Genomic DNA, 20,519 nt, shown 5'->3' on the forward strand with positions numbered 1-20,519 from the left:
AAAGGCCGGGCGCGTGGCAAGCTGGGCCACCCGTCAGGCAATGAAACTGGGCGCCATGAAACTGCTTTTGATCCATCAGAATTTCCCTGGACAGTATAAACACCTTGCCCCCGAACTGGCCCGGCTCGGGCACGAGGTGGTGGCGCTGACCCCCAAGGTGAAAAAGCCCGCGCTGTGGAACGGGGTCAAACTTCTGCCCTATGCGATCAGCGGCGGCAGCACGCGCGGCATCCACCCCTTTCTCACCGATTTCGAAACGAAGATCCTGCGCGGCACCAGCTGCTATCAGGCGGCGCTGGCGCTGCGGCAGCAGGGTTTCCAGCCGGACGTGATTCTGGCGCATCACGGCTGGGGCGAAAGCCTGTTCCTGAAGGATGTGTGGCCCAAGGCGCGGCTGGGGCTTTATTGCGAGCTTTACCACCTGACCAGCGCCGATTTCATCGCCTTCGATCCGGAATTCTCGCAGATCGATTCCGTGACCGAACCGCTGCGCATCCGCATGAAGAACCTCAACAACCGCCTGCACGAGGAAGTCATGGATGCAGGCATCAGCCCCACCCGGTTTCAGGCGGGCACCTTCCCGGAACACTGGCGCGACCGCATCACCGTCGCCCATGACGGCATCGACACCGATCTGGTGAAGCCCGATCCGCAGGCCAAGCTGGAGGTGACGGGGGGCCGCATCCTGACCCGCGACGACGAGGTCATCACCTTCATCAACCGCAATCTGGAACCCTATCGCGGCTATCACGTCTTCATGCGCGCGCTGCCCGAGATCCTGCGCCGCCGCCCCCACGCCCATGTCACGCTGATCGGCGGCGACGAGGTCAGCTATGGGTCGCGCCCGCCCGAAGGCCAGACGTGGAAGCAGATCTTCATCGACGAGGTAAAGGACCAGATCACCCCCGAAGACTGGGCCCGCGTGCATTTTCTGGGCCGCGTGCCCTATGACCGCTTCCTGTCGATGATGCAGGTCAGCCGGGTGCATGTCTACCTGACCTACCCCTTCGTGCTCAGCTGGTCGCTGCTCGAAGCGATGAGCGCGGGCTGCGCCATCCTTGCCAGCGACACCGCCCCGGTGCGCGAGGCGCTGACCGAGGATGAAACCGGCTGGATGGTGGATTTTTTCGACCGCGCGGCGCTGGTGGACCGGCTCTGCGCGCTGCTGGATGATCCCGCCACGCGGGCGCGGCTTGGCGCCAAGGCCCGCAGGGTTGCGCAGGACACCTATGATCTGCGGCGCATCTGCCTGCCGCAGCATCTGGCCTGGGTCGAGGGTCTGGCCGCGCGGACCCCGCGGGCCCCGCGCGACTGACGCGCGGGATCAAAGCCTGTTCAGATGCGGCTGTCCTGCGCGCGCAGCTGCCGCGCGCGGGTCAGGATGGCATCCTCCACCGCCAGCACGGTGGCCGCGTCCGCCGGCCCCGAAGAGGTCATCAGCGCCACGTTCAGCGACCGCGCGTCCAGCGCCGGATCCGACACGAGGATGGTGGCGCGATAGGCGCGCCCGCCGCCCGGCGGCGTGCCAAAGCCGGTGGTGATGACGCCGGTGAACGGATCGACCGATTCCACCGGCAGGAAATCCAGCACTTCCAGCGAGGCATTCCAGATGTATTTGTTCACCGCGCCGATCTGGCCCGCATCGGGCCGCGCGCGGAAAATATCCCAGATGGTCGAGGTGGGACGCCCCTCCCGACCATAAAGCTCCTGATCGATGATCTCGTCGGCGGAAGGGGTCTGCACCGGCCGCGCATTCTCGCGCCCGCCGCCAAACATCCCGCAGCCGGACATCGCCAGCATCCCGGTGGCGAGCACAAGACCCTTCGCAATCCGTGTCTTACCCATGTGTTCCAAGCTCCTGCCCGTCCGCTCCTTCGCTCCTGCATACCTGCGGGCAGGCCGCGCGACAAGCCGTCATCGCCCCGGCCTGCGGAGCCCCGCGCGCCATCCGTCCCGCCCTGTCGCATGGTTTGTGGCAATTGCGCATCACTGAACCGCTTGTTGGACCACAGGGGCACCTGCGGGTTGCCAGAACCGGGCGGCAAAGCGCATAGAAACTGCATCAAGGCCGGGCTATCCGGATTGGTACGTGCCTTAGAACACATGAGGGAAACAATGAAAAAGATTCTGTTTGCTACCACCGCGCTGGTTGCAACCGCAGGCTTCGCCGCAGCAGAAGTCGCCATCACCGGTGAAGCGGAAATGGGTATCTACAACCCGAACACCGAAGCACAGGAAACCCAGTTCTTCACCGACCTCGACGTGCGTTTCACCATGACCGGTGAAGCCGACAACGGCCTGACCTTCGGTGCGACCATCGACCTGGACGAAGCTGCCGACCGCTCCAACCCCGGCAAGTTCGAAAGCCCGAACACCCAGGGCGGCGAAAACATGTTCGTGGCCTTCGGCGGCGCACGCCTGACCATGGGCGACACCGACGGTGCCGTTGACTTCGCAGTGCCGGAAATGGGCCTTGCAGGTGGTTCGCTGAACGACGACGAAACCGCACACGCCGGCTTCAACGACGCTGACGGTTTCCTTGACGGCACGATCTTCGGCGTTGCCGATGACTCCGGTCTGGCCTTCGACGGCGCAGGCGACGGTCAGGTTGCCCGTTTCGACTACTCCTACGACGCCTTCACCTTCTCGGTCTCGGCTGAACAGCTGGCAAACGGTGATGACGTCGAAGTGACCGTCGGCACCGAAACCTTCGATCTCGGCTCGACTGTTTGGGGCGTGGGCGTCAGCTACTCCGGCGACCTGTCGGGCGTCGCTCTGACCGCCGGTCTGGGCTACCAGACCATCGAAGACATCGGCGACATCACCAGCGTTGGTGTGACCGGCGAACTGACCAACGGTCTGTCCCTCGGCGCGACCTACACCCAGTTCGCTTCCGACATCGACGGCTTCGATGACATCGAGCACGTCGGCGTGGGCGTCGGCTACTCCATGGACGCTGTCGCAGTTGGCGTGAACTGGGGTCAGTTCGATCAGGACGGCGACACCATCGAAGGCTGGGGCCTGGCAGGCACCTATGACCTCGGTGGCGGTCTGTCCGCTCGTCTGGGCTACGGCAAGAACGACTTCAGCGATGTGGGCGGCGACGACTACAACACCTGGTCGCTCGGTCTGCGCATGAACTTCTGATCTCTCCCGAGATCGGTTATGGAAAGAGCGGGCCTGTGCCCGCTCTTTTCTTTTGTCCGAGGACGCGATGCTGCCGCTTTCCGCCGCCCGCAAATCCAGCCTGCTTCACGCCGTGCAACAGCATCTTGCGCGCGGCGATCTGGCACAGGCCCGCGCCACGCTGGACCAGCTGATCCGCGCCGAGCCGCAGCGCGCCGATCTGGCCTTTCAGATGTCGCGGATCTGTTTCGAACTGGGCGACCGCGCCGCCACGCTGGACCATCTGCGCCGCGCGCTGCAGCTGTCCCCCGACGATGTCCGCCTGCAGCAAAGCGCCGCCGAACGGTTCCGCCATCTGGGCTGCGCCGAAGAGGCGCTGGCGCTGTATGACCGCCGGATCGCCGCCGATCCCCGCGCGATCAAGCCGCAGGCCGACAAGGCGCATTACCTGCAGCTGCTGGGCCGCTTCGCCGAGGCCGAAACGATCTTCCGCGCGCTGATCCGCCGCCACCCCGCCGAGGCCGAGCTCTACCGCATCTTCCTTGCCACGCAGAAGCTGCCTGCCGGGGATCCGCTGATCCGCGCCATGGAACAGCTCTGGGCGCGCCGCGACCTGCCCGAGGGCAAGCGGCTGCATCTGGGCTATGCGCTGGCCAAGGCGATGGAGGATACCGGCCAGTTTGACCGGGTCTTCCCCTATCTGCACCGTGCCAATGCCCTGCAGGCCCGCGCGGCGCCCTTTGACGAAGCCGCGCAGGACCGCGAATTTGCCGCCGTGCTGGCCGCGCAGCAGAAGCTTGCCCCCCTGCCCGACAGCGCCGGGGCACCGCTGCGCCCCATCCTCGTCACCGGTATGCCGCGCTCTGGCACCACGCTGGTGGAACGCATCCTCGCCGCCCATAGCGGGGTCAGCGCCGGGGGGGAACTGGGCCACGCGCTGAAGCTGGCCTATCACCTTTACGGCGCGGGCGAGGCGATGCGCCCCATCGCCCCCGGCCAGACCGGCAGCTTCGCGCAGCGCTACCTGACGCTGGCCGCGCGTGACACCGACCGCAGCACCGGCGCCTTCACCGACAAATCGATTCTCTGCCATCTGATCTTTGGCCTGATGGCGCAGAGCCTGCCCGGCGCGCGGATCGTCGTGGTGCTGCGCGACCCACGCGATGTCGCGGTGTCGATCTACAAGAACCACTTCACCACCGGCACCCACCGCTACGCCACCGATCTTGCGATGATCGCCGGGGCCATCAAACGCTTCCGCCGCAGCCTGCGCCACTGGCAGGACCGGATGCCCGACCGGCTGCATCTGCTGCGCTACGAGGATCTGGTGCGCGATCCCGAACCGCAGTCCCGCGCGCTGGTCGCCGCCGCCGGGCTGGACTGGGAAGACGCCTGCCTCTCGTCGCACAGGACGACAGGTGCGGTGCGCACGCTCAGCGTGGCGCAGGCCCGCGCGCCCATCCACGCGGGCGCGGCGCAGGGCTGGACAAAATACGCAAGCGAACTTGCGCCCTTCTTCGACGCATGGGGAGACGAGACATGGGACTGACCGACATCACCGCCCGCGTGGCCAAGGCCGAGGCCGCGGCAGGCCGCGCCCCCGGATCGGTGCAGCTGATCGCCGTCAGCAAGGTGCAGCCCGACGCGCGGGTCGAGGCCGTGCTGGATCAGGGGCACCGGCTTTTCGGGGAAAACAAGGTGCAGGAGGCGGCAGGCAAATGGCCGGACTTCCAGCAGCGCTTCCCCGACGCGCAGGTGCATCTGATCGGCCCGCTGCAGACCAACAAGGCGCGACAGGCCATGACCCTGTTCTCCGCCATCCAGACGCTGGACCGCCCGAAACTCGCCAGCACCCTCGCGCGGCTGGCGCAGGAGCTGGGCCACTGCCCGCAGATTTTTGTGCAGGTCAATACCGGGGAGGAGCCGCAGAAAGCAGGCATCCTACCCGCCGAGACCGATGCCTTCATCGCCGAGGCCCGCGCGCTCGACCTGCCGGTGACGGGGCTCATGTGCATCCCGCCCGTGGACGAGGCGCCGGGTCCGCATTTCGCCCATCTCGCCCGCCTTGCAGAGCGCAACGGGCTTGCAGATCTGTCCATGGGCATGAGCGCGGATTTTGAAGAGGCCATCACCCATGGCGCTACCCATATCCGCGTCGGCTCCGCCATTTTTGGCGAACGCGACTACGGCTGAGCCCCTGCCCTGACGCGCGCCTGCGTCACGGTCCGGCCTGCCTCCGGCGGGAGTTTAAGGGGCAAGATGAAGACGGGGCCTGCTTTTCATCTTGCCCCTAAACTCCGGGGGTGAATTGGCCGCAGGCCAAGAGGGGGCAGCGCCCCCTCCTCCGTGCCACCGGGACGGATTGCGGGCACAGGGCGCGCCGCCTAATCTTCTCCCATGGCGATCCCGGTCCAGACCTTTTTCCTGCATCCCGGCGCGACCGGCACGCTGCAGGCCCGCATCCAGCAGATGGTGGCCGAAGGCGTGCTGTCGGGCCGTCTGCGGCGCGGCGAAAAGATGCCCTCGACCCGCGCGCTGGCCCGTCATCTGGGGGTCAGCCGTCTGACCGTGGCCTTGGCCTATACCGAGCTTCTGGCCAGCGACTATCTGACCTCGCGGCAGCGCTCCGGGCATTTCATCTCGGACAACGCGCCGGCCCCCGCCGGCTTTCCGCCGGCCGCGCGGCAGGAGCGGGTGGACTGGGCGCGCGCCATCGGCCAGCGCTTCGCCGGGGGGGCGGTGCCGGAACGGCCGCAGGACTGGGCAAGCTACCGCTATCCGTTCATCTACGGCCAGACCGATCCGCAGCTTTTTGACCATGCCAGCTGGCGGCTCTGCGCGGTGCAGGCGCTGGGGGCGCGGGATTTCCGCGCCATGACGCAGGATTATTACGACCGCGACGACCCCGAACTGGTGGAGTTCATCACCCGCCAGACCCTGCCCCGCCGCGGCATCTCGGCCCGGCCCGAGGAGGTGCTGATCACGCTTGGCGCGCAGAACGCGCTGTGGCTGGCGGCGCAGGTGCTGCTGACGCCGGAGCGGACCGCAGCGCTTGAGGATCCGGGCTATCCTGCGCTGCGCGCGATCCTTGCCCAGACCCGCTGCCGCATCGCGCCGGTGGCGGTGGATGCGCAGGGCCTTCCGCCCGAGGCGATTCCCGACGGCACCGGCGTGATCTTCACCGCGCCCAGCCATCAGTGCCCCACCTCCGCCACCCTGCCCATGGCGCGGCGGGAGGCGCTGCTGGCGCGCGCCCGCGCGTTGGACGCGATCGTGGTCGAGGATGATTACGAATTCGAGATGGCCTATCTGACCCCCGCCCTGCCCGCGCTGAAAAGCCTCGATCCAGACGGGCGGGTGGTGCATGTGGGCAGCTTTTCCAAATCGCTGTTTCCGGGCCTGCGGCTTGGCTATCTGGTGGGATCCGAGCCCTTCATCCGCGAGGCGCGCGCGCTGCGCGCCGCCGTCTTCCGGCATCCGCCCGGCCATGTGCAGCGCACCGCCGCGCATTTCCTGCGGCTGGGGCATCACGACAGCCTCGTGCGGCGCATCGGGCGCGCCCTGACCGAAAGGCGCGCGGTGATGGAGGCCGAGATCGCCCGCGCCGGGCTGACCATCGCCGGGGTGGGCGCGCATGGCGGATCGAGCTTCTGGATGATGGCGCCCCCCGGCATCGATACCGGCGCGCTGGCCGAGACCCTGCGCGCCGACAGCGTGCTGATCGAACCCGGCGCGCCGTTTTTCCTGCGCCTCGATCCGCCGCGCAGCCATTACCGGCTGGGCTACACCTCCATCCCGACCGACCGCATCGGCCCGGGCATCACCCGCATCGCAGAGGCGCTTGCACGCGCCTGCGGTCGGGGCTAGGGCTTGGCGCCATGCGGATCATCCGGGATCATACCTCAATCGCGCCCGAGGACCGGGGCGCCAGCGTTGCCATAGGCAATTTCGATGGCGTGCATCTGGGCCACAGGGCCGTCATCCGCATGGCCGAGGCGGGCGCCAATGGTGCCCCCTATGGCGTTCTGACCTTCGAGCCGCATCCGCGCGAATATTTCCAGCCCGACGCGCCGCCTTTCCGGCTGATGTCGCAGGCGGCCCGCGCCTCCCGGCTGGAAAAGCTCGGCGTGGACCACCTTTACGAGCTGCGCTTTGACGCCGCGCTTGCGGCGCTGACGCCCGAGGAATTTGCCCGCGAGGTGCTGGCCGAGGGGCTGGGCCTGTCGCATGTGGTGGTGGGGGCGGATTTCTGCTTTGGCCGCGACCGGCGCGGCAGCGTCGCCGACCTGCAGCGCTTCGGCGCCGCCATGGGGTTCCGCGTCACCGTCGCCGACCTGCTGGATCAGGCGGGCGCGCAGATCAGTTCCACCGCGATCCGCCGCGCCCTGACCGAAGGCCGCCCGCGCGAGGCGGCAGCACAGCTGGGGCACTGGCACCGGATCGAGGGGCAGGTGATCGGCGGCGAAAGGCTGGGCCGGACGCTGGGCTATCCCACCGCCAACATGTCCATCAACGGGCTGCACCCGCCGCGCTTTGGCGTCTATGCGGTGCTGGTCGATGTCCGCGACGGCCCGCACAAGGGCAGCTATCACGGTGCCGCCTCGCTGGGGGTGCGCCCGATGTTTGGCGAAAACCGTCCCAATCTGGAAACCTTCGTGTTCGATTTCAGCGGCGATCTTTATGGGGCCACCCTGTCGGTGGGGCTGGTGGAGTTCCTGCGCCCCGAAGAGAAATTCGACGGGCTGGAGGCGCTGATCGCCCAGATGGACCGCGACTGCGCGCAGGCCCGCGCGATCCTGACCGCGCTATGACGGACGATGACCCCATCAACCGCTCCGGCCTGACCCCGCGTTTCTGGGAGAGAAAGCCGCTGACCAAGCTCAGCCCCCGCGAATGGGAGGCGCTGTGCGACGGCTGCGGCAAATGCTGCCTGAACAAGCTGGAGGACGAGGAGACCGGCGAGGTGGCGCTGACCAATGTCGCCTGCCGTCTGTTCGATGACGGCACCTGCCGCTGCGCCCAGTATGAGATCCGCCATCAGTTCGTGCCGGAATGCATCGTGCTGACCCCGGCCAATATCGACCAGCACGCCTACTGGATGCCGGAAACCTGCGCCTACCGGCTGCTCTGGCAGGGCAAGCCGCTTTTTGACTGGCATCCGCTGATTTCGGGCACAGCTGAGTCGGTGCATGACGCGGGCGTGTCCATGCGCGACCGGACCGTGCCCGAATTCGAGATCGACGAAGACGATTGGGAAGACCACATCATCGAGGAGCCCATCTGATGTTTTTTGCCTCTGACAATTCCGGCCCCGTGCCCGCCCCCGTTCTGGAGTCGCTGACCCGCGCCAATGACGGCTATTCCATAGGGTATGGCGGCGACGCGCTGTCGCAGGATGTGGCCGACCGCATCCGCACCCTGTTCGAGGCGCCCGACGCCGCCGTCTATCTGGTGCCCACCGGCACCGCCGCCAATGCGCTGGCGCTGGCCTGTCTCTGCCCGCCCTATGGCACGGTGTTCTGCTCTCCGGTGGCCCATATCCACGAAGACGAATGCAACGCGCCGGAATTCTATTCCGGCGGCGCCAAGCTGACGCTGGTGCCCGGCGGCGACCGCATGACCCCGGAGGCGCTGCGCGCCACCATCGCCGCCGAGGAAACCCGGGGCGTGCACGGCCCGCTGCGCGGCCCGGTCTCGATCACGCAGGTGACCGAGCGCGGCAATGTCTACAGCATGGACGAACTGCGCGCCCTGACCGCCGTGGCAAAGGAGTTCGGCCTGCCCGTGCATCTGGACGGCGCGCGCTTTGCCAATGCCGCGGTCAAGCTGGACGTGACCCCGGCAGAGATGAGCTGGAAGATCGGCGTCGATGTCTGCGTCTTTGGCGGCACCAAGAACGGGCTGATGGGCGTGGAGGCGGTGGTGATCTTCGATCCCGCCCGCGCGCAGGAGTTCGAATTCCGCCGCAAGCGCGCCGCGCATCTGTTTTCCAAGCACCGCTATCTGGCCGCGCAGATGGAGGCCTATCTGCAGAACGACCTGTGGCGCGATCTGGCGGGCCGGGCCAATTCCCGCGGCACGCAGCTGGTGCAGGGTCTGACGCAGGCCGGGGTGCGGGTCCATAACGACACCCATGCCAATATGGTGTTTTTCGACCTGCCGCGCGGCGCGCATCGCGCGGTGATGGCCGCGGGCGCCACCTATCACGTCTGGGGCAGCCTTGACGGCCCGGCGGATGAAATGCTGATGGGGCGGCTGGTCTGCGACTGGTCGGTGCAGCCCGAGGCGGTCAGCGCCTTTCTGGCGGCGGTGCAGGCGGCGGGCTGACCGCCCCCGGCCCTGCCCTGCGGCAGCACGGCTCAGTTCATCTGGAAATGAAGCTCGTAGCTGCCGTCCTGAAACGCGCCGAACAGATCGGGGATGTCGGGGTGATCCACCGGCTCCCCGGAATAATCGGCGATCAGGTTCTGTTCTGACACATAAGCGATGTAAAAGCTCTGCTCGTTCTCGGCCAGAAGGTGATAGAACGGCTGCTGCCGCGAAGGCCGCGCGTCTTCGGGAATGGCCTCATACCATTCTTCGGTGTTGTTGAATTCCGGGTCGACGTCAAAGATCACGCCACGGAAGGGATGCTTCCGATGGCGGACGACCTGTCCCAGATGGTATTTCGCGCGCTGTGTGTGCATGGTCACCTCTGGGCCGATTTTAGCCGTTTTCTAGGCGGTTTGTCCAACCACATCCAGACGGTCCACGGAAACACTGTGTAAACCTTATGCGTCAGGGCCCGTCGCCGCGCGGGCACCGGCACCGGCATCTTCCCGCCGCAGCCCCCACCCCGAGGAAATGTGATTCCAACCACGGTCACAATCGGGTAATTTGACCGGAGGCAAGAACCACAAAAAAACCAGAAAAAGCGAGAGGCAGATGAGCAGATGGCTTCGCGCGGCAGCACTTGTTCTATTGGCAGCGTCCTGCGGCGGCGGGGGCGGCGGAGAGTCGCCCAGAAATCTAGACGATGCGTGTTCCATCCTTGAACAGCGGCCCGGCTACTTCCGGGCCTTCCGCGATGTGGAACGGCGCTGGGGCGTGCCGGTGCATGTGCAGATGGCGACGATCTATCAGGAAAGCAAATTCATCTCGGACGCGCGGACACCGTTCCGCTACGCGCTGGGGGTGATTCCCTATGGCCGGCAAAGCTCGGCCTTCGGCTACAGTCAGGCGCTGGACGGCACTTGGGATGAATATCTCGCCGCCACCGGCAAGAACCGCGCCCGCCGCGATGACATCCGCGATGCCACGGATTTCATGGGCTGGTATATGGCGGGCACCCGCGACAGCCTCGGCATCACCACCCGCGACGCGCGCAACCAGTATCTGGCCTATCACGAGGGCCGCACCGGCTATCTGCGCGGCAGCTACAACAGCAAGGCATGGCTGGTCCGCGTCGCGCAGGAAGTGGGCAACCGCGCGGTCATCTACGAGGTGCAGCTCGCCAATTGCCGCGCGGCGCGCTGACCGCCGCGATGGGTGGGGCGCTCAGCGCCCCGCCACCTGATCCACGTCGAACAGCCGGTTCGGCAGGGTCGCGTCATCCAGCGCGCCCAGCACCACCGTGGTCTGGCTGCCATTGCCATCGGTGATGACCCACTGACGCAGCTGGGTGGGGTTGCCGGTGAACTTCATCTGGATGGAGCCATATTCCGGACGGCGCGGATCCTGCGCCGTCACCGTGGTGGCGGTGCCGTCATAGCTGTGACCCGTCACCATGCCCGCCTGCCCCAGATTGACGTTGCGCGCCAGAATGATCGACAGCGGCGTCTGGCTCAGCGGATAGGTCTCGGGCTGGCCGCCCAGCTTGCGGTCAAAGACATAGACCGCCCCCGACCATGCCAGAACCAGCGCCTGATCCGGCGGGTTGTATTCGAACCGCACCTTGCCGGGCCGCTTGATGGAAATCGTGCCGGTGGAAATCGTGCCGTCGCCGTTGATCTGGGTGAACTGCCCCTGCGCCGACTGGATCGTGTTCAGGTAACGCGACAGTTCGGACAGCGACAGCTGCTGTGCCTGTGCGGGCAGCGCCCATGCGGCAAGCGCCAGCAGCGCGGCGGAAAGGAATCGGATCATATGTGCGTCCTTCGTGGTGCAAGTCTGCGGCCTTGTCGCATTCCGCGCGCGGTCATGCGATAGCAGCGCCGTGTTTCCGGCTATCTAGGGCCGCGAGGGCCCTCTTCAAAGCCCGCTCACGGCGCCGCCACGGCGGATTGATGCCGCCCGCCTGCCCTGCCGGCTTCCATTGGCTGAAAATATCCCCGCCGGAGGCAGGCCGGCCCGTGCCGCCCGCCCCCCGCCGGGGCATGTGTGCCCCACCCCGGCGGGGCAGGGGGGTCACTGCTCGGGGACGAGGATCTCGCGCTTGCCAACATGGTTGGCGGCAGAGACCACGCCCTCATCCTCCATCTGCTCCACCAGACGCGCGGCCTTGTTGTAGCCGATGCCCAGCTTGCGCTGGATATAGGAGGTGGAGCATTTGCGGTCCTTGATGACGATGGCCACCGCCTGATCGTAAAGCGCGTCCTCGCCATCGGTGTTGCCGCCGGTGTTCAGGCCCAGCACCGCGTCGATGTCCTCGGCCTTGTCGTCATCCGGCCCCTGCACCACGCCGCCCACATATTCCGGCGGACCATAGGCCTTGAGATGGTTCACCACCTCCTCGACCTCTTCATCCGACACGAAGGGACCGTGGCAGCGGGTGATGCGCGCGCCGCCCGCCATGTACAGCATGTCGCCCATGCCCAGAAGCTGCTCGGCGCCCATCTCGCCCAGAATGGTGCGGCTGTCGATCTTCGAGGTCACCTGAAACGAGATCCGGGTGGGGAAGTTCGCCTTGATCGTGCCGGTGATGACGTCGACCGAGGGCCGCTGCGTCGCCATGATCAGGTGAATGCCGCTGGCCCGCGCCATCTGCGCCAGACGCTGGATGCAGGCCTCGATCTCCTTTCCCGCCACCATCATCAGGTCGGCCATCTCGTCGACGATGACGACGATATAGGGCATCTTCTTCGGCTCGAATTCCTCGGTCTCGAACACCGGCTCGCCGGTCTCGTCGTCAAAGCCGGTCTGGACGGTGCGCTTGAACATCTCGCCCTTTTTCAGCGCCTCGGCGACGCGGCCGTTATAGCCGTCGATGTTCCGCACGCCCATCTTGGACATCTTGCGGTAACGGTCCTCCATCTCGCCCACGACCCATTTCAGCGCCACGACCGCCTTCTTGGGGTCGGTCACCACCGGGCTCAGCAGATGCGGGATGCCGTCATAGACCGACAGTTCCAGCATCTTGGGGTCGATCATCACCAGACGCAAGTCATCCGGGGTCAGCTTGTAGAGCAGCGACAGGATCATCGTGTTGATCGCCACCGACTTGCCCGAGCCCGTGGTGCCCGCGATCAGCAGGTGGGGCATCTTGGCAAGGTTGGCCACCATCGGATCGCCGCCGATATCCTTGCCAAGCGCCAGCGGCAGCTTGTGGGTACCGTCGCTATAATCGCGGCTGGACAGGATCTCGCGGAAGCTGACCATCTCGCGCTTTTCATTGGGCAGTTCGATCCCGATCACCGACCGGCCCGGCACGGTCGACACCCGCGCCGACAGCGCCGACATGGACCGCGCGATGTCATCGGCCAGACCGATGACCCGGCTGGCCTTCAGACCGGGCGCCGGTTCCAGTTCATACATGGTGACCACGGGACCGGGCCGGACCGACACGATCTCGCCCTTCACGCCGTAATCCTCCAGCACCGATTCCAGCATCCGCGCGTTTTCTTCCAGCGCGTCGTCGGACAGGATGTGGCGTTCGATATGTTCGGGGCTGGCCAGCAGATGCAGCGGCGGCAGTTCATACTCCACCTGCCGCGCGTCAAAGCTGCGCGGCGCGGGGGCTTCCTGCCGGGCGGCGGGGCGCGGCGGCTGCGGCGGCATCGCCTCGGGCGGCGGCGGCGGCGCCCGGCGCGCGATCACCGGCTCGGACTCTGCCGCGCGCGGCAGCGGCGGCAGGTCGTCTTCCTCCTCCTCGCGATAGCCGTAGCTGTCCTCGTCGCCGTAATCGTCGAAATCGCGCAGATCGTCATAGCCCTCTTCCTCGGCCAGATCCTCCTCCACCGGGGCAGGGGGGACGGCGCGCGGACGCTCCAGCACCGGGGTCGGCGCTGCGGCATAGCTCTGCACCGGGGCTGCGGGCGGCGCGGGCGGCAGGTCGGGTTCCGGCAGCCAGCCCGCCTCGGGGGCAAAGCCGTCCTCTTCCGGCCAGTGCTGCTGCGCCCAGTCCTGCTGCGGCTCGGGCCGCAGCGCTTCGGGCGCGGGCGGCAGATCGCGGCGGGCGGGCCCGACCGGGGCCACGGGCGGCACAGCGGCCCGCGCGGCGGTCAGCGGCGGTTCGGTGCGGCGCTGCGCGGGCTGCGCCTGTGCGGCGGTGACCGGCGGCTCGGCCCGCATCGGCCCTGCTGCGGCGGGGGCGGCGCGATAGATCAGCGGATCCGGCCCGCGGCCACGGCCCTTTGTCAGCGGCTTGGTCGGGTCAAAGGCCGGTGCCGCGGCAAAGGCGGGCTGAACCCGGCGGCGCGCCTTGACCACATCCGCGATCTTGGCCCGGATCCGGTCCTCGCCGGGCGGATCCACATAGTCTTCGAAGTTGTGCGGCGCATAAAGCTCGGGCTCCGGCATCGGGTCGGCGCGCTTGATGAGCGCGGGCACCAGCCCCAGCAGCCCCGGCTTCTTGACGTGATGGGCCTGAGGCTGCGCCTGCAGCTGCGGCGTCCAGACCTGCGGCGCGTCGTCCTCGTCCAGCAGGCCCATCGGCTCCACATCCAGATCCAGTTCGGGTTCCGGATGGCGCAGGCGCGGCTGCGGCGCGGGCGGCACGGCAGGCGGCGGCGCCGCACGGTGCACGCGGGTGACCGGGGCCTGCACTGCCTCGGGCATCACGGCGCCCTGCTGGCTTGCGGCCCATGCGGCGGCTTCGGCGGCCTCTTCGGCGCGGCGGGCACGGCGTTCGGAATGGGCGGCCTGCAGGCCCTGTGCCGCGCTCAGCGCATTGCCCGCGCCCCGGCCCAGCAGGTTGAGCATGGTGGCATAGACCATGACCAGCCCCACCAGCAGGAAGCGCGCGATGTTGCCCAGTTCCGCCCGGGTAAAGCCGGTGACGAAGGCGCCAAGCGCCAGCAGGCCCAGACCCAGCACCACCATCAGCAGCTTCAGCCCGAAGCCTGCGCCAAAGGGCAGCAGACCCAGCGCCGAGCCCATCATCATGTCGCCAAACAGCCCGCCCATGCCAAAGCTGTGCGGCCAGGTCGGACCCACGGCGATGCCCGCCGCATAGACAGAGGCCAGCGCGATCCAGATCGGCGCGAACACGACGCGCGACAGCGCGCGGTCCTCGCCCTGATGCAGGGCGAAGCGCAGGCCCCATGCCACCAGCACCACGGCCAGCCCCCAGCTGCCCAGACCCACGATCATGTAAAGCGGCGCCGAGATCGAGGCGCCAAGCCGCCCCAGCCAGTTCTTCACCGGCGCATCGGTGGCCGACAGCCAGCTGGGATCATCGGGCGTATAAGACCCGATCATCGCCGCCGCCATCAGGCCAAGCACAACCAGGGCCAGTCCGGCCAGCTCCTTGCCCCGCTTTTCGATCGCGGCCTGCATGTTGCTGTCGAAAAGGGGATCACGCCCCCGCACCTGATATGCCATCGCTCGCCTCGTCTTTTTCTTATTGCCCGTAAAGGCAGTCCCGGATCCGGGTCAGCCCCTGTTCGGTCTCGTGTTTCGGGGCCACCAGAGCGACCCGGATATATCCCTTTCCCGGATTTCCCGCGTCCGTTTCGCGCGACAGATACGCGCCCGGCAGCACGCGCACGCCGGTTTCCTGCCACAGCTTCAGCGCCGCCGCCTCGCCATCCTCGACCGGCAGCCACAGGAAGAACCCTGCGCGCGGCGGCAGATAGCCCGGCACATTGCCAAAGATGCGATCCGCGATCTGGAACTTCTCCAGATAGAGCGCCCGGTTTTCCTCCACATGCGCCTCGTCGGCCCAGAGCCGTTCCGACACCCGCTGGATCGGCAGCGGCAGCGGCGCCCCGGAATAGGCGCGCAGCTGGCGGATGCGGCGCAGGCTTTCAGGCCCCCCCGCCACAAAGCCGGAGCGCAGCCCGGGCAGGTTGGACCGCTTCGACAGCGAATGAAAGATCACCACCCGTTCGGGATCGGCGCCGGTTTCCTGCGCGACCTGCAGCGCCCCCACCGGCGCCTCGCCCCGGTAGATCTCGGAATAGCATTCATCGGCAAGGATGCGGAAATCGTGCCGTTCGGCCAGCGCCAGAAGGCTGGTCCAGTAGGCGCGGTCGGCCACGGCGCCCTGCGGATTGGCCGGAGAGCAGATATAGACCAGCGCGGCGCGGTCCAGCACCTCGGCGGGCAGCGCGCCAAAGTCGGGCAGATGGCCGGTTTCGGCGGTGGCGGGCACAAACATCGGCTCCGCCCCGACAGAGGCGGTGGCCACGGCGTACACCTGATAGAACGGGTTCGGCATCAGCACCAGCGGCGCCCTGCCCCCCTTGGCTTCCGGGCACAGCGCCATGGCGGCGTTGTAAAGCCCCTCGCGCGTGCCGTTGAGCGGCATCACCTGCGTGTCGGCATCGACGCGCACGCCATAGCGCCGCGCGATCCAGTCCGCGATGGCGCCGCGCAGTTCCGGCGTGCCGTCATTGGGGGGATAGACGCCATAACCGGCGACATTCTCGGCCAGCACCTCCCCCACCCAGGACGGGAACGGATGCTTCGGCTCGCCGATGGTCATGTGAACCACCGAGCCGCCCGCCGCATGCACGTCAAGAAGCGCCCGCAGGCGCGGGAACGCATAGGCCGGAAGGTTGGAGAACCGGTCGGGAAACATGCCTGCACTGCCTTTGTCAATCCGGGATCATGGACGCCCCGTTTGGCTTGAAGGATACGCAAGGCGGGCCGCTTCGTCTACCGGAAGTCCAAGCCACACAGGGGCTGTGGCGCGAAAGCCTCAGACTCTCGAAAACCCTCCGGACCGGTGGCGGATCGCCCGCTTTTGGCGGGTGATCCCCGGGGACAGCCCCCCTGCCCCGCCGTCAGGACAGAGCGGTTTCGGCGGCAGCAGACAGACGCAGCAGGCGGTCTTCGGCCATGGGCGCACACATGACCGACACCCCGCAGGAGGCAACTCCGGTGGGCAGCGAGGTGGCGCAAAGCCCCATCACATTCGCAACCCGGGTGTTGCGCAGCGCCAGCAGGTTGGCGGTGACGTAATATTCGCCCTGCTCCATCAGCTTGTCGATCTTGGGCGGCAGAATCGGCGCGGTGGGGCAGAGCACGGCGTCAAACCCTGCCGTGGCCTGCGCCCATGCGGCGCGCGCGCCCATCATCCGCTCCCACGCGGCCAGATAGTCGGCGCCGCCGAAGGCCTTGCCGGATTCGAACCGGGCGCGGATCGGCGGGAACATCACCTCGCCGTGGCGCGAAATCAGATCACCCCATGTGGCCCAGGCTTCGGTGGTGAACAGGATTCCCGCATCGCCCATGGGAATCTCCAGTTCCGGCACGGTCAGCGGCACGATCTCTGCTCCGGCATCGGCCAGCCGGTCCAGCGCGCTGCAATAGGCGGCGCGCGGCGCATCGCGGATGTCGTCCATCACCACGTTCGACAGGCTGGCAAAGCGCACGCCCTTCAGCGAGGCGCCCTGCAGGTCGGGCGCCGCCCGGCCTTCAAGTGCAGCGAGCATCAGCGCCGCATCCTCCACCGTGCGGCAGAGCGGGCCCACCGTGTCAAAGCGCGCGGCCAGCGGCACCGCGCCCTCGATGCTGATCCGCCCCGAGGTGGTCTTCAGCCCGACCAGATCGTTCCAGACCGACGGGATGCGCACCGATCCGCCGGTATCCGACCCCACCGCCGCCGCGGCAAGGCCAAAGGCGACCGAGGCCGCAGCCCCCGAGGAGGATCCCCCCGCCACCGCCTCGGGATCATTGACCGAAGGCGGCGTGGCGGTGACCGGGTTCAGCCCCAGCCCCGAAAACGCCAGTTCCGACATATGGGTCTTGCCCAGACAGACCAGCCCCATGGCGGTGGCGGTGCGCAGCACCGGCGCGTCGGCCTCGGGCACCCGGCCTTTCAGCAGCGCGCTGCCCGCTTCGGTGGCCACGCCCGCCGTGTCGAACAGATCCTTCCAGCTGACCGGCACGCCATCCAGCGGCGACAGCCGCCTCCCCAGCTTGGCGCGGCGCTGCGCCGCCTCGGCCTCGGCCAGCGCGCGGTCGGGGGTCAGGCGGGCATAGATGCGGTCGCGCAGCGGATGCGCCGCGATGCGGTCCAGAAAGGCCTGCGTCAGCGCCACCGGATCGATCTCGCCGCTGCCGATGCCACGTCCCAGCGCCGCGGCGCTTCTGCTTGTCCAGTCCGTCATGACCCGTCCCTTTCTGGTTTTGGCGAACGGTAGCGGCAGAGCGGCGCATGGACAATCCCGCGCACAGCGCCATAGTTGGAGCATGACACAGGACAGCGATCTTCTCATCATCGGCGGCGGGCTCAACGGCCCCGCGCTGGCGCTTGCCGCGGCTGAGGCCGGGCTGCGCTCCATCGTGATTGACGCCCTGCCCGCCGACACGCGGGCCGAGCCGGATTTTGATGGCCGCGCCTATGCGCTGGCGCTGGCCTCGGTGCGGCTGCTGGCCAATCTGGGCCTGTGGGACCGGCTGGCCCCGGACGCGCAGCCGATGACCGGGATCCGCGTCAGCGATGGCCGCGTCGGCGAGGCGGAGGTGTTTCTGGGGCTCGATTTCTCCTCGGCAGAGATCGAGGAAGGCCCGATGGGCCATATGGTCGAAGACCGCTATCTGCGCCGCGCCCTGCTCGACGCGATGGAGGCCGCGCCGCAGGTCACCCACCGCCCCGCCGCCCGCGTCACCGCGCAGACCGTCACCGCCTCGGGCGTGTCGGTGACGCTGGAGGATGGCAGCACGCTGACCGGACGGCTGCTGGTCGGCGCGGACGGGCGGCAAAGCGGCACCGCCGCGCGCGCAGGCATCCGCCGCACCGGCTGGAGCTATGGCCAGACCGCGCTGGTCTGCCCCATCGCCCATGAGAAGCCGCATGAGGGCACGGCGCATCAGCTGTTCCTGCCGCCCGGCCCGCTGGCGATCCTGCCGCTGACCGGCAACCGCTCCTCCATCGTCTGGAGCGAGCGGGACGCGCAGGCCCAAGCCATCAACGCCCTGCCCGATGCCGAATATCTGGAGGTGCTGCGCCCGCGCTTCGGCGATTTCCTCGGGCAGATCACGCTGGCCGGGCCGCGCTACACCTATCCGCTGGGGCTGACGCTGGCCAATGCCTTCGTCGCCGACCGTCTGGCGCTGGTGGGCGATGCCGCGCATGGCATGCACCCGATCGCGGGTCAGGGGCTGAATGCCGGGCTGCGCGACGTGGCGGCGCTGGCGCATGTGCTGTCCCATGCGCAGCGGCGCGGCGAGGATGTGGCCTCTGCCGCCGTTCTGGCGCGCTACCAGCAGTGGCGGCGCTTTGACACCGCCACGCTCGCCACCGCGACCGATCTGTTCAACCGGCTGTTTTCCAATGACAACCCGCTGCTGCGGCTGGGTCGGGATCTGGGCATGTCGCTGGTGCAGCGCCTGCCCGACCTGCGCCGGGGATTCCTGCGCGAAGCGGCGGGCCTGACCGGCGACCTGCCCGACCTGATGGCGCGCTGAGGCGCGGGACCCTAAGGGGGGCGGGGCCCGAAGGCCCGCGCCCCTCGGCTTGGGTCAGCGGATGCGCTGGCCATTGGTAAAGACCTGCCCCTGCCCGTTCACCTCGATCCGCGAGGAGAGGCTGTCGGGCTCGGATCCGGCCACGCCGAACATGCTCATCATCATGCGCGCGCCCATGGCATCCTCGTTGGTCATCAGGCCCATCTCGATCAGCCGGTCGAGCAGCGCGTTGGCACCCTGCACCCGCAGTTCCACCTGACCTTCGGGGCGGGGCATGCCGTCAAAGCTCTGCAGGTCGGTATTGTCGAAGGTGAAGGCGCCTTCGCCGGTCACGCGGGCGCCTGCGGCATCCAGCGTCAGGTTGCGCAGGGTCAGCGCGTCCAGCTGCGCGGGCGGCTGGTCGCCTGCTTCAAGCGTGGCCATCTCTTCGGGGTCGAAGACGTTGACCAGCGGCGTGACCTTGCCCGCCAGATCGATCTGCAGCGTGGCCGGATCGCGCGGCAGCACCGCAGCGGGATCAAAAACGCCCCAGATCTCGTCCGACAGCGTCAGCCCGTCCAGCGTCAGCCCCAGCGCCATGTCCTGCGACCTGCCATCGGCGGCCAGCGGCAGGTCCAGCGAGAACCCCATCTCTTCGGCGGAAACGCTGATCGGGAACGGCAGATCGCCGCCCGTCATGGCATAGGCGACGCCGGTGCCGGAGGTTTCCAGCCGGAAGCCGCTGTCCGACAGGGCGCCCGACAGCGTGCCGCCGGTGCTGGAACTGGTGCCGCTGCTGGTCTGCGGCGCGCCGGGCGCTGTGCCCTCCGGCCCCGGGGCGGCGGGTTCGGTGAAGCTGAAGGTGCCTTCGGATCCTTCATGCCGGAACGCCAGTTCCGAGACAAAGCCCGCCCCCACCAGCGCCGCAATATCCTCGCCGCTTGCATCTTCCGGCACTTCGGAGCCGGAGGTGGTGGTCACATCCACGAACCGTCCGCTGAAGGCGCCGCTGCCGCCGGTTTCGGGATCGGTCAGGGTGATGTCATAGGCCAGATCCTCGATGCTGCTGGACTGGCTGTAGCCGCGCATCCCGTCAGCCGTGGTGACGCGGGTTTCACTGTCGGTCTGGCCCATCTCGATCCGGGCGCTGGCCTCGGACCGGGGCACCTCGCGGCCTTCGGCCACCAGCCGCACCAGATCCAGCGCGGCAGAGGCGGCGGAATAGCTGTAGCGCATGTCTTCGGGGGTGCCCGAGACGATCATCTCGCCGCCCTGCGAGGTGTAATGCAGCCCGATTTCCACCGGCTGCTCCCCGGTGGGGCGGACGATGGTGTCGATGGGCAGCATCTCGGGCAGGATCACCTCGACCGTGCCATCGCCGCGATCCTCGAGGATCAGCGTGCCCAGCGTCACCTCGGAGGTGCCGCCCTCCTCGGGCAGATCGGAGGTGACCGACAGCCCGCTCAGCGTCAGGGAGCCGCCCCTGGCGGTTTCCTCAACCTCGATCTCATAGCCCAAGGTTTCAAGATAGCTGCGCAGATCGGACCAGACCTGATCCGGTGTCACATCGGCTGCAGCCGGAGCGGCGAGGCAGAGCGCCGTGGCTCCGGCCCCCAGAAGCCCTGTCAGAACCCGCATCA

The 20,519-nt window shown here is 67.8% G+C and carries 17 protein-coding genes; 10 read left to right on the plus strand and 7 right to left on the minus strand.

Annotated features, from left to right (window positions below):
• Positions 1-55 precede the first annotated feature (55 nt).
• Positions 56-1,315: a glycosyltransferase family 4 protein gene (locus VK682_RS00870; protein WP_324781311.1), complete on the plus strand. Its 1,260-nt coding sequence runs from the start codon at positions 56-58 to the stop codon at positions 1,313-1,315.
• Positions 1,316-1,335: 20 nt separating this feature from the next.
• On the opposite strand, the gene VK682_RS00875 is transcribed toward VK682_RS00870, so the two are convergent.
• Positions 1,336-1,845: a DUF3576 domain-containing protein gene (locus VK682_RS00875; protein ID WP_089842243.1), complete on the minus strand. Its 510-nt coding sequence runs from the start codon at positions 1,843-1,845 to the stop codon at positions 1,336-1,338.
• Between the two features lie 270 nt (positions 1,846-2,115).
• On the opposite strand from VK682_RS00875, the gene VK682_RS00880 reads away from it, so the two are divergent.
• The 7 genes from VK682_RS00880 (at position 2,116) to VK682_RS00910 (ending at position 9,453) form a co-directional block, all read left to right on the plus strand.
• Positions 2,116-3,147, plus strand: coding sequence for a porin (locus VK682_RS00880; protein WP_230794676.1), 1,032 nt, complete (start codon positions 2,116-2,118; stop codon positions 3,145-3,147).
• A 67-nt stretch (positions 3,148-3,214) separates the two neighbouring features.
• Positions 3,215-4,675 (plus strand): tetratricopeptide repeat-containing sulfotransferase family protein, encoded by a 1,461-nt coding sequence (locus tag VK682_RS00885; RefSeq protein WP_089842955.1) that lies wholly within the window; start codon positions 3,215-3,217, stop codon positions 4,673-4,675.
• Positions 4,666-5,319 carry a YggS family pyridoxal phosphate-dependent enzyme gene (locus tag VK682_RS00890; protein ID WP_230794678.1) on the plus strand — a complete coding sequence of 218 codons (654 nt, stop codon included), beginning with the start codon at positions 4,666-4,668 and terminating at the stop codon, positions 5,317-5,319. The genes VK682_RS00885 and VK682_RS00890 overlap by 10 nt, the downstream gene beginning before the upstream one ends.
• Before the next feature lie 204 nt (positions 5,320-5,523).
• Entirely contained in the window at positions 5,524-6,993 is a 1,470-nt protein-coding gene (locus VK682_RS00895) for an aminotransferase-like domain-containing protein (protein WP_230794679.1), read from the plus strand.
• A gap of 11 nt (positions 6,994-7,004) precedes the next feature.
• Positions 7,005-7,937, plus strand: a complete 933-nt coding sequence (locus VK682_RS00900) for a bifunctional riboflavin kinase/FAD synthetase (RefSeq protein WP_230794680.1) — start codon at positions 7,005-7,007, stop codon at positions 7,935-7,937.
• Positions 7,934-8,410: a YcgN family cysteine cluster protein gene (locus VK682_RS00905; RefSeq protein WP_089842260.1), complete on the plus strand. Its 477-nt coding sequence runs from the start codon at positions 7,934-7,936 to the stop codon at positions 8,408-8,410. The genes VK682_RS00900 and VK682_RS00905 overlap by 4 nt, the downstream gene beginning before the upstream one ends.
• Entirely contained in the window at positions 8,410-9,453 is a 1,044-nt protein-coding gene (locus VK682_RS00910; protein WP_230794681.1) for a threonine aldolase family protein, read from the plus strand. Before VK682_RS00905 ends, VK682_RS00910 begins: the two co-directional genes overlap by 1 nt.
• 32 nt (positions 9,454-9,485) lie before the next feature.
• Here VK682_RS00910 and hspQ read toward each other — a convergent pair whose 3' ends face one another.
• Positions 9,486-9,812 (minus strand): heat shock protein HspQ, encoded by a 327-nt coding sequence (hspQ, locus tag VK682_RS00915; protein ID WP_089842265.1) that lies wholly within the window; start codon positions 9,810-9,812, stop codon positions 9,486-9,488.
• 238 nt (positions 9,813-10,050) lie between these two features.
• Here hspQ and VK682_RS00920 point away from each other — a divergent pair, with 238 nt between their 5' ends.
• Positions 10,051-10,641, plus strand: a complete 591-nt coding sequence (locus VK682_RS00920) for a transglycosylase SLT domain-containing protein (protein ID WP_230794682.1) — start codon at positions 10,051-10,053, stop codon at positions 10,639-10,641.
• 21 nt (positions 10,642-10,662) lie between these two features.
• On the opposite strand, the gene VK682_RS00925 is transcribed toward VK682_RS00920, so the two are convergent.
• The 4 genes from VK682_RS00925 to VK682_RS00940 all read right to left on the minus strand — a co-directional run bounded on the left by VK682_RS00925 (position 10,663) and on the right by VK682_RS00940 (position 17,600).
• Entirely contained in the window at positions 10,663-11,250 is a 588-nt protein-coding gene (locus VK682_RS00925; RefSeq protein WP_089842270.1) for a LolA family protein, read from the minus strand.
• Positions 11,251-11,511: 261 nt separating this feature from the next.
• A complete protein-coding gene (locus VK682_RS00930) occupies positions 11,512-14,865 on the minus strand; it encodes a DNA translocase FtsK 4TM domain-containing protein (RefSeq protein WP_324781312.1) in 3,354 nt (1,117 codons plus the stop codon).
• A gap of 19 nt (positions 14,866-14,884) precedes the next feature.
• Positions 14,885-16,066 carry an aminotransferase class I/II-fold pyridoxal phosphate-dependent enzyme gene (locus VK682_RS00935; RefSeq protein ID WP_230794684.1) on the minus strand — a complete coding sequence of 394 codons (1,182 nt, stop codon included), beginning with the start codon at positions 16,064-16,066 and terminating at the stop codon, positions 14,885-14,887.
• Positions 16,067-16,271: 205 nt separating this feature from the next.
• Entirely contained in the window at positions 16,272-17,600 is a 1,329-nt protein-coding gene (locus VK682_RS00940) for an amidase (protein WP_089842279.1), read from the minus strand.
• A gap of 82 nt (positions 17,601-17,682) precedes the next feature.
• Here VK682_RS00940 and VK682_RS00945 point away from each other — a divergent pair, with 82 nt between their 5' ends.
• Positions 17,683-18,900 (plus strand): UbiH/UbiF/VisC/COQ6 family ubiquinone biosynthesis hydroxylase, encoded by a 1,218-nt coding sequence (locus VK682_RS00945; RefSeq protein ID WP_230794686.1) that lies wholly within the window; start codon positions 17,683-17,685, stop codon positions 18,898-18,900.
• 54 nt (positions 18,901-18,954) lie between these two features.
• Here the strand turns inward: VK682_RS00945 and VK682_RS00950 are convergent, their stop codons facing one another.
• Positions 18,955-20,517 carry a DUF2125 domain-containing protein gene (locus VK682_RS00950; RefSeq protein ID WP_230794687.1) on the minus strand — a complete coding sequence of 521 codons (1,563 nt, stop codon included), beginning with the start codon at positions 20,515-20,517 and terminating at the stop codon, positions 18,955-18,957.
• Positions 20,518-20,519 lie beyond the last annotated feature (2 nt).

It is taken from the genome of Salipiger marinus (genome assembly GCF_035481585.1).
Classification (GTDB): Bacteria; Pseudomonadota; Alphaproteobacteria; order Rhodobacterales; family Rhodobacteraceae; genus Salipiger; species Salipiger marinus.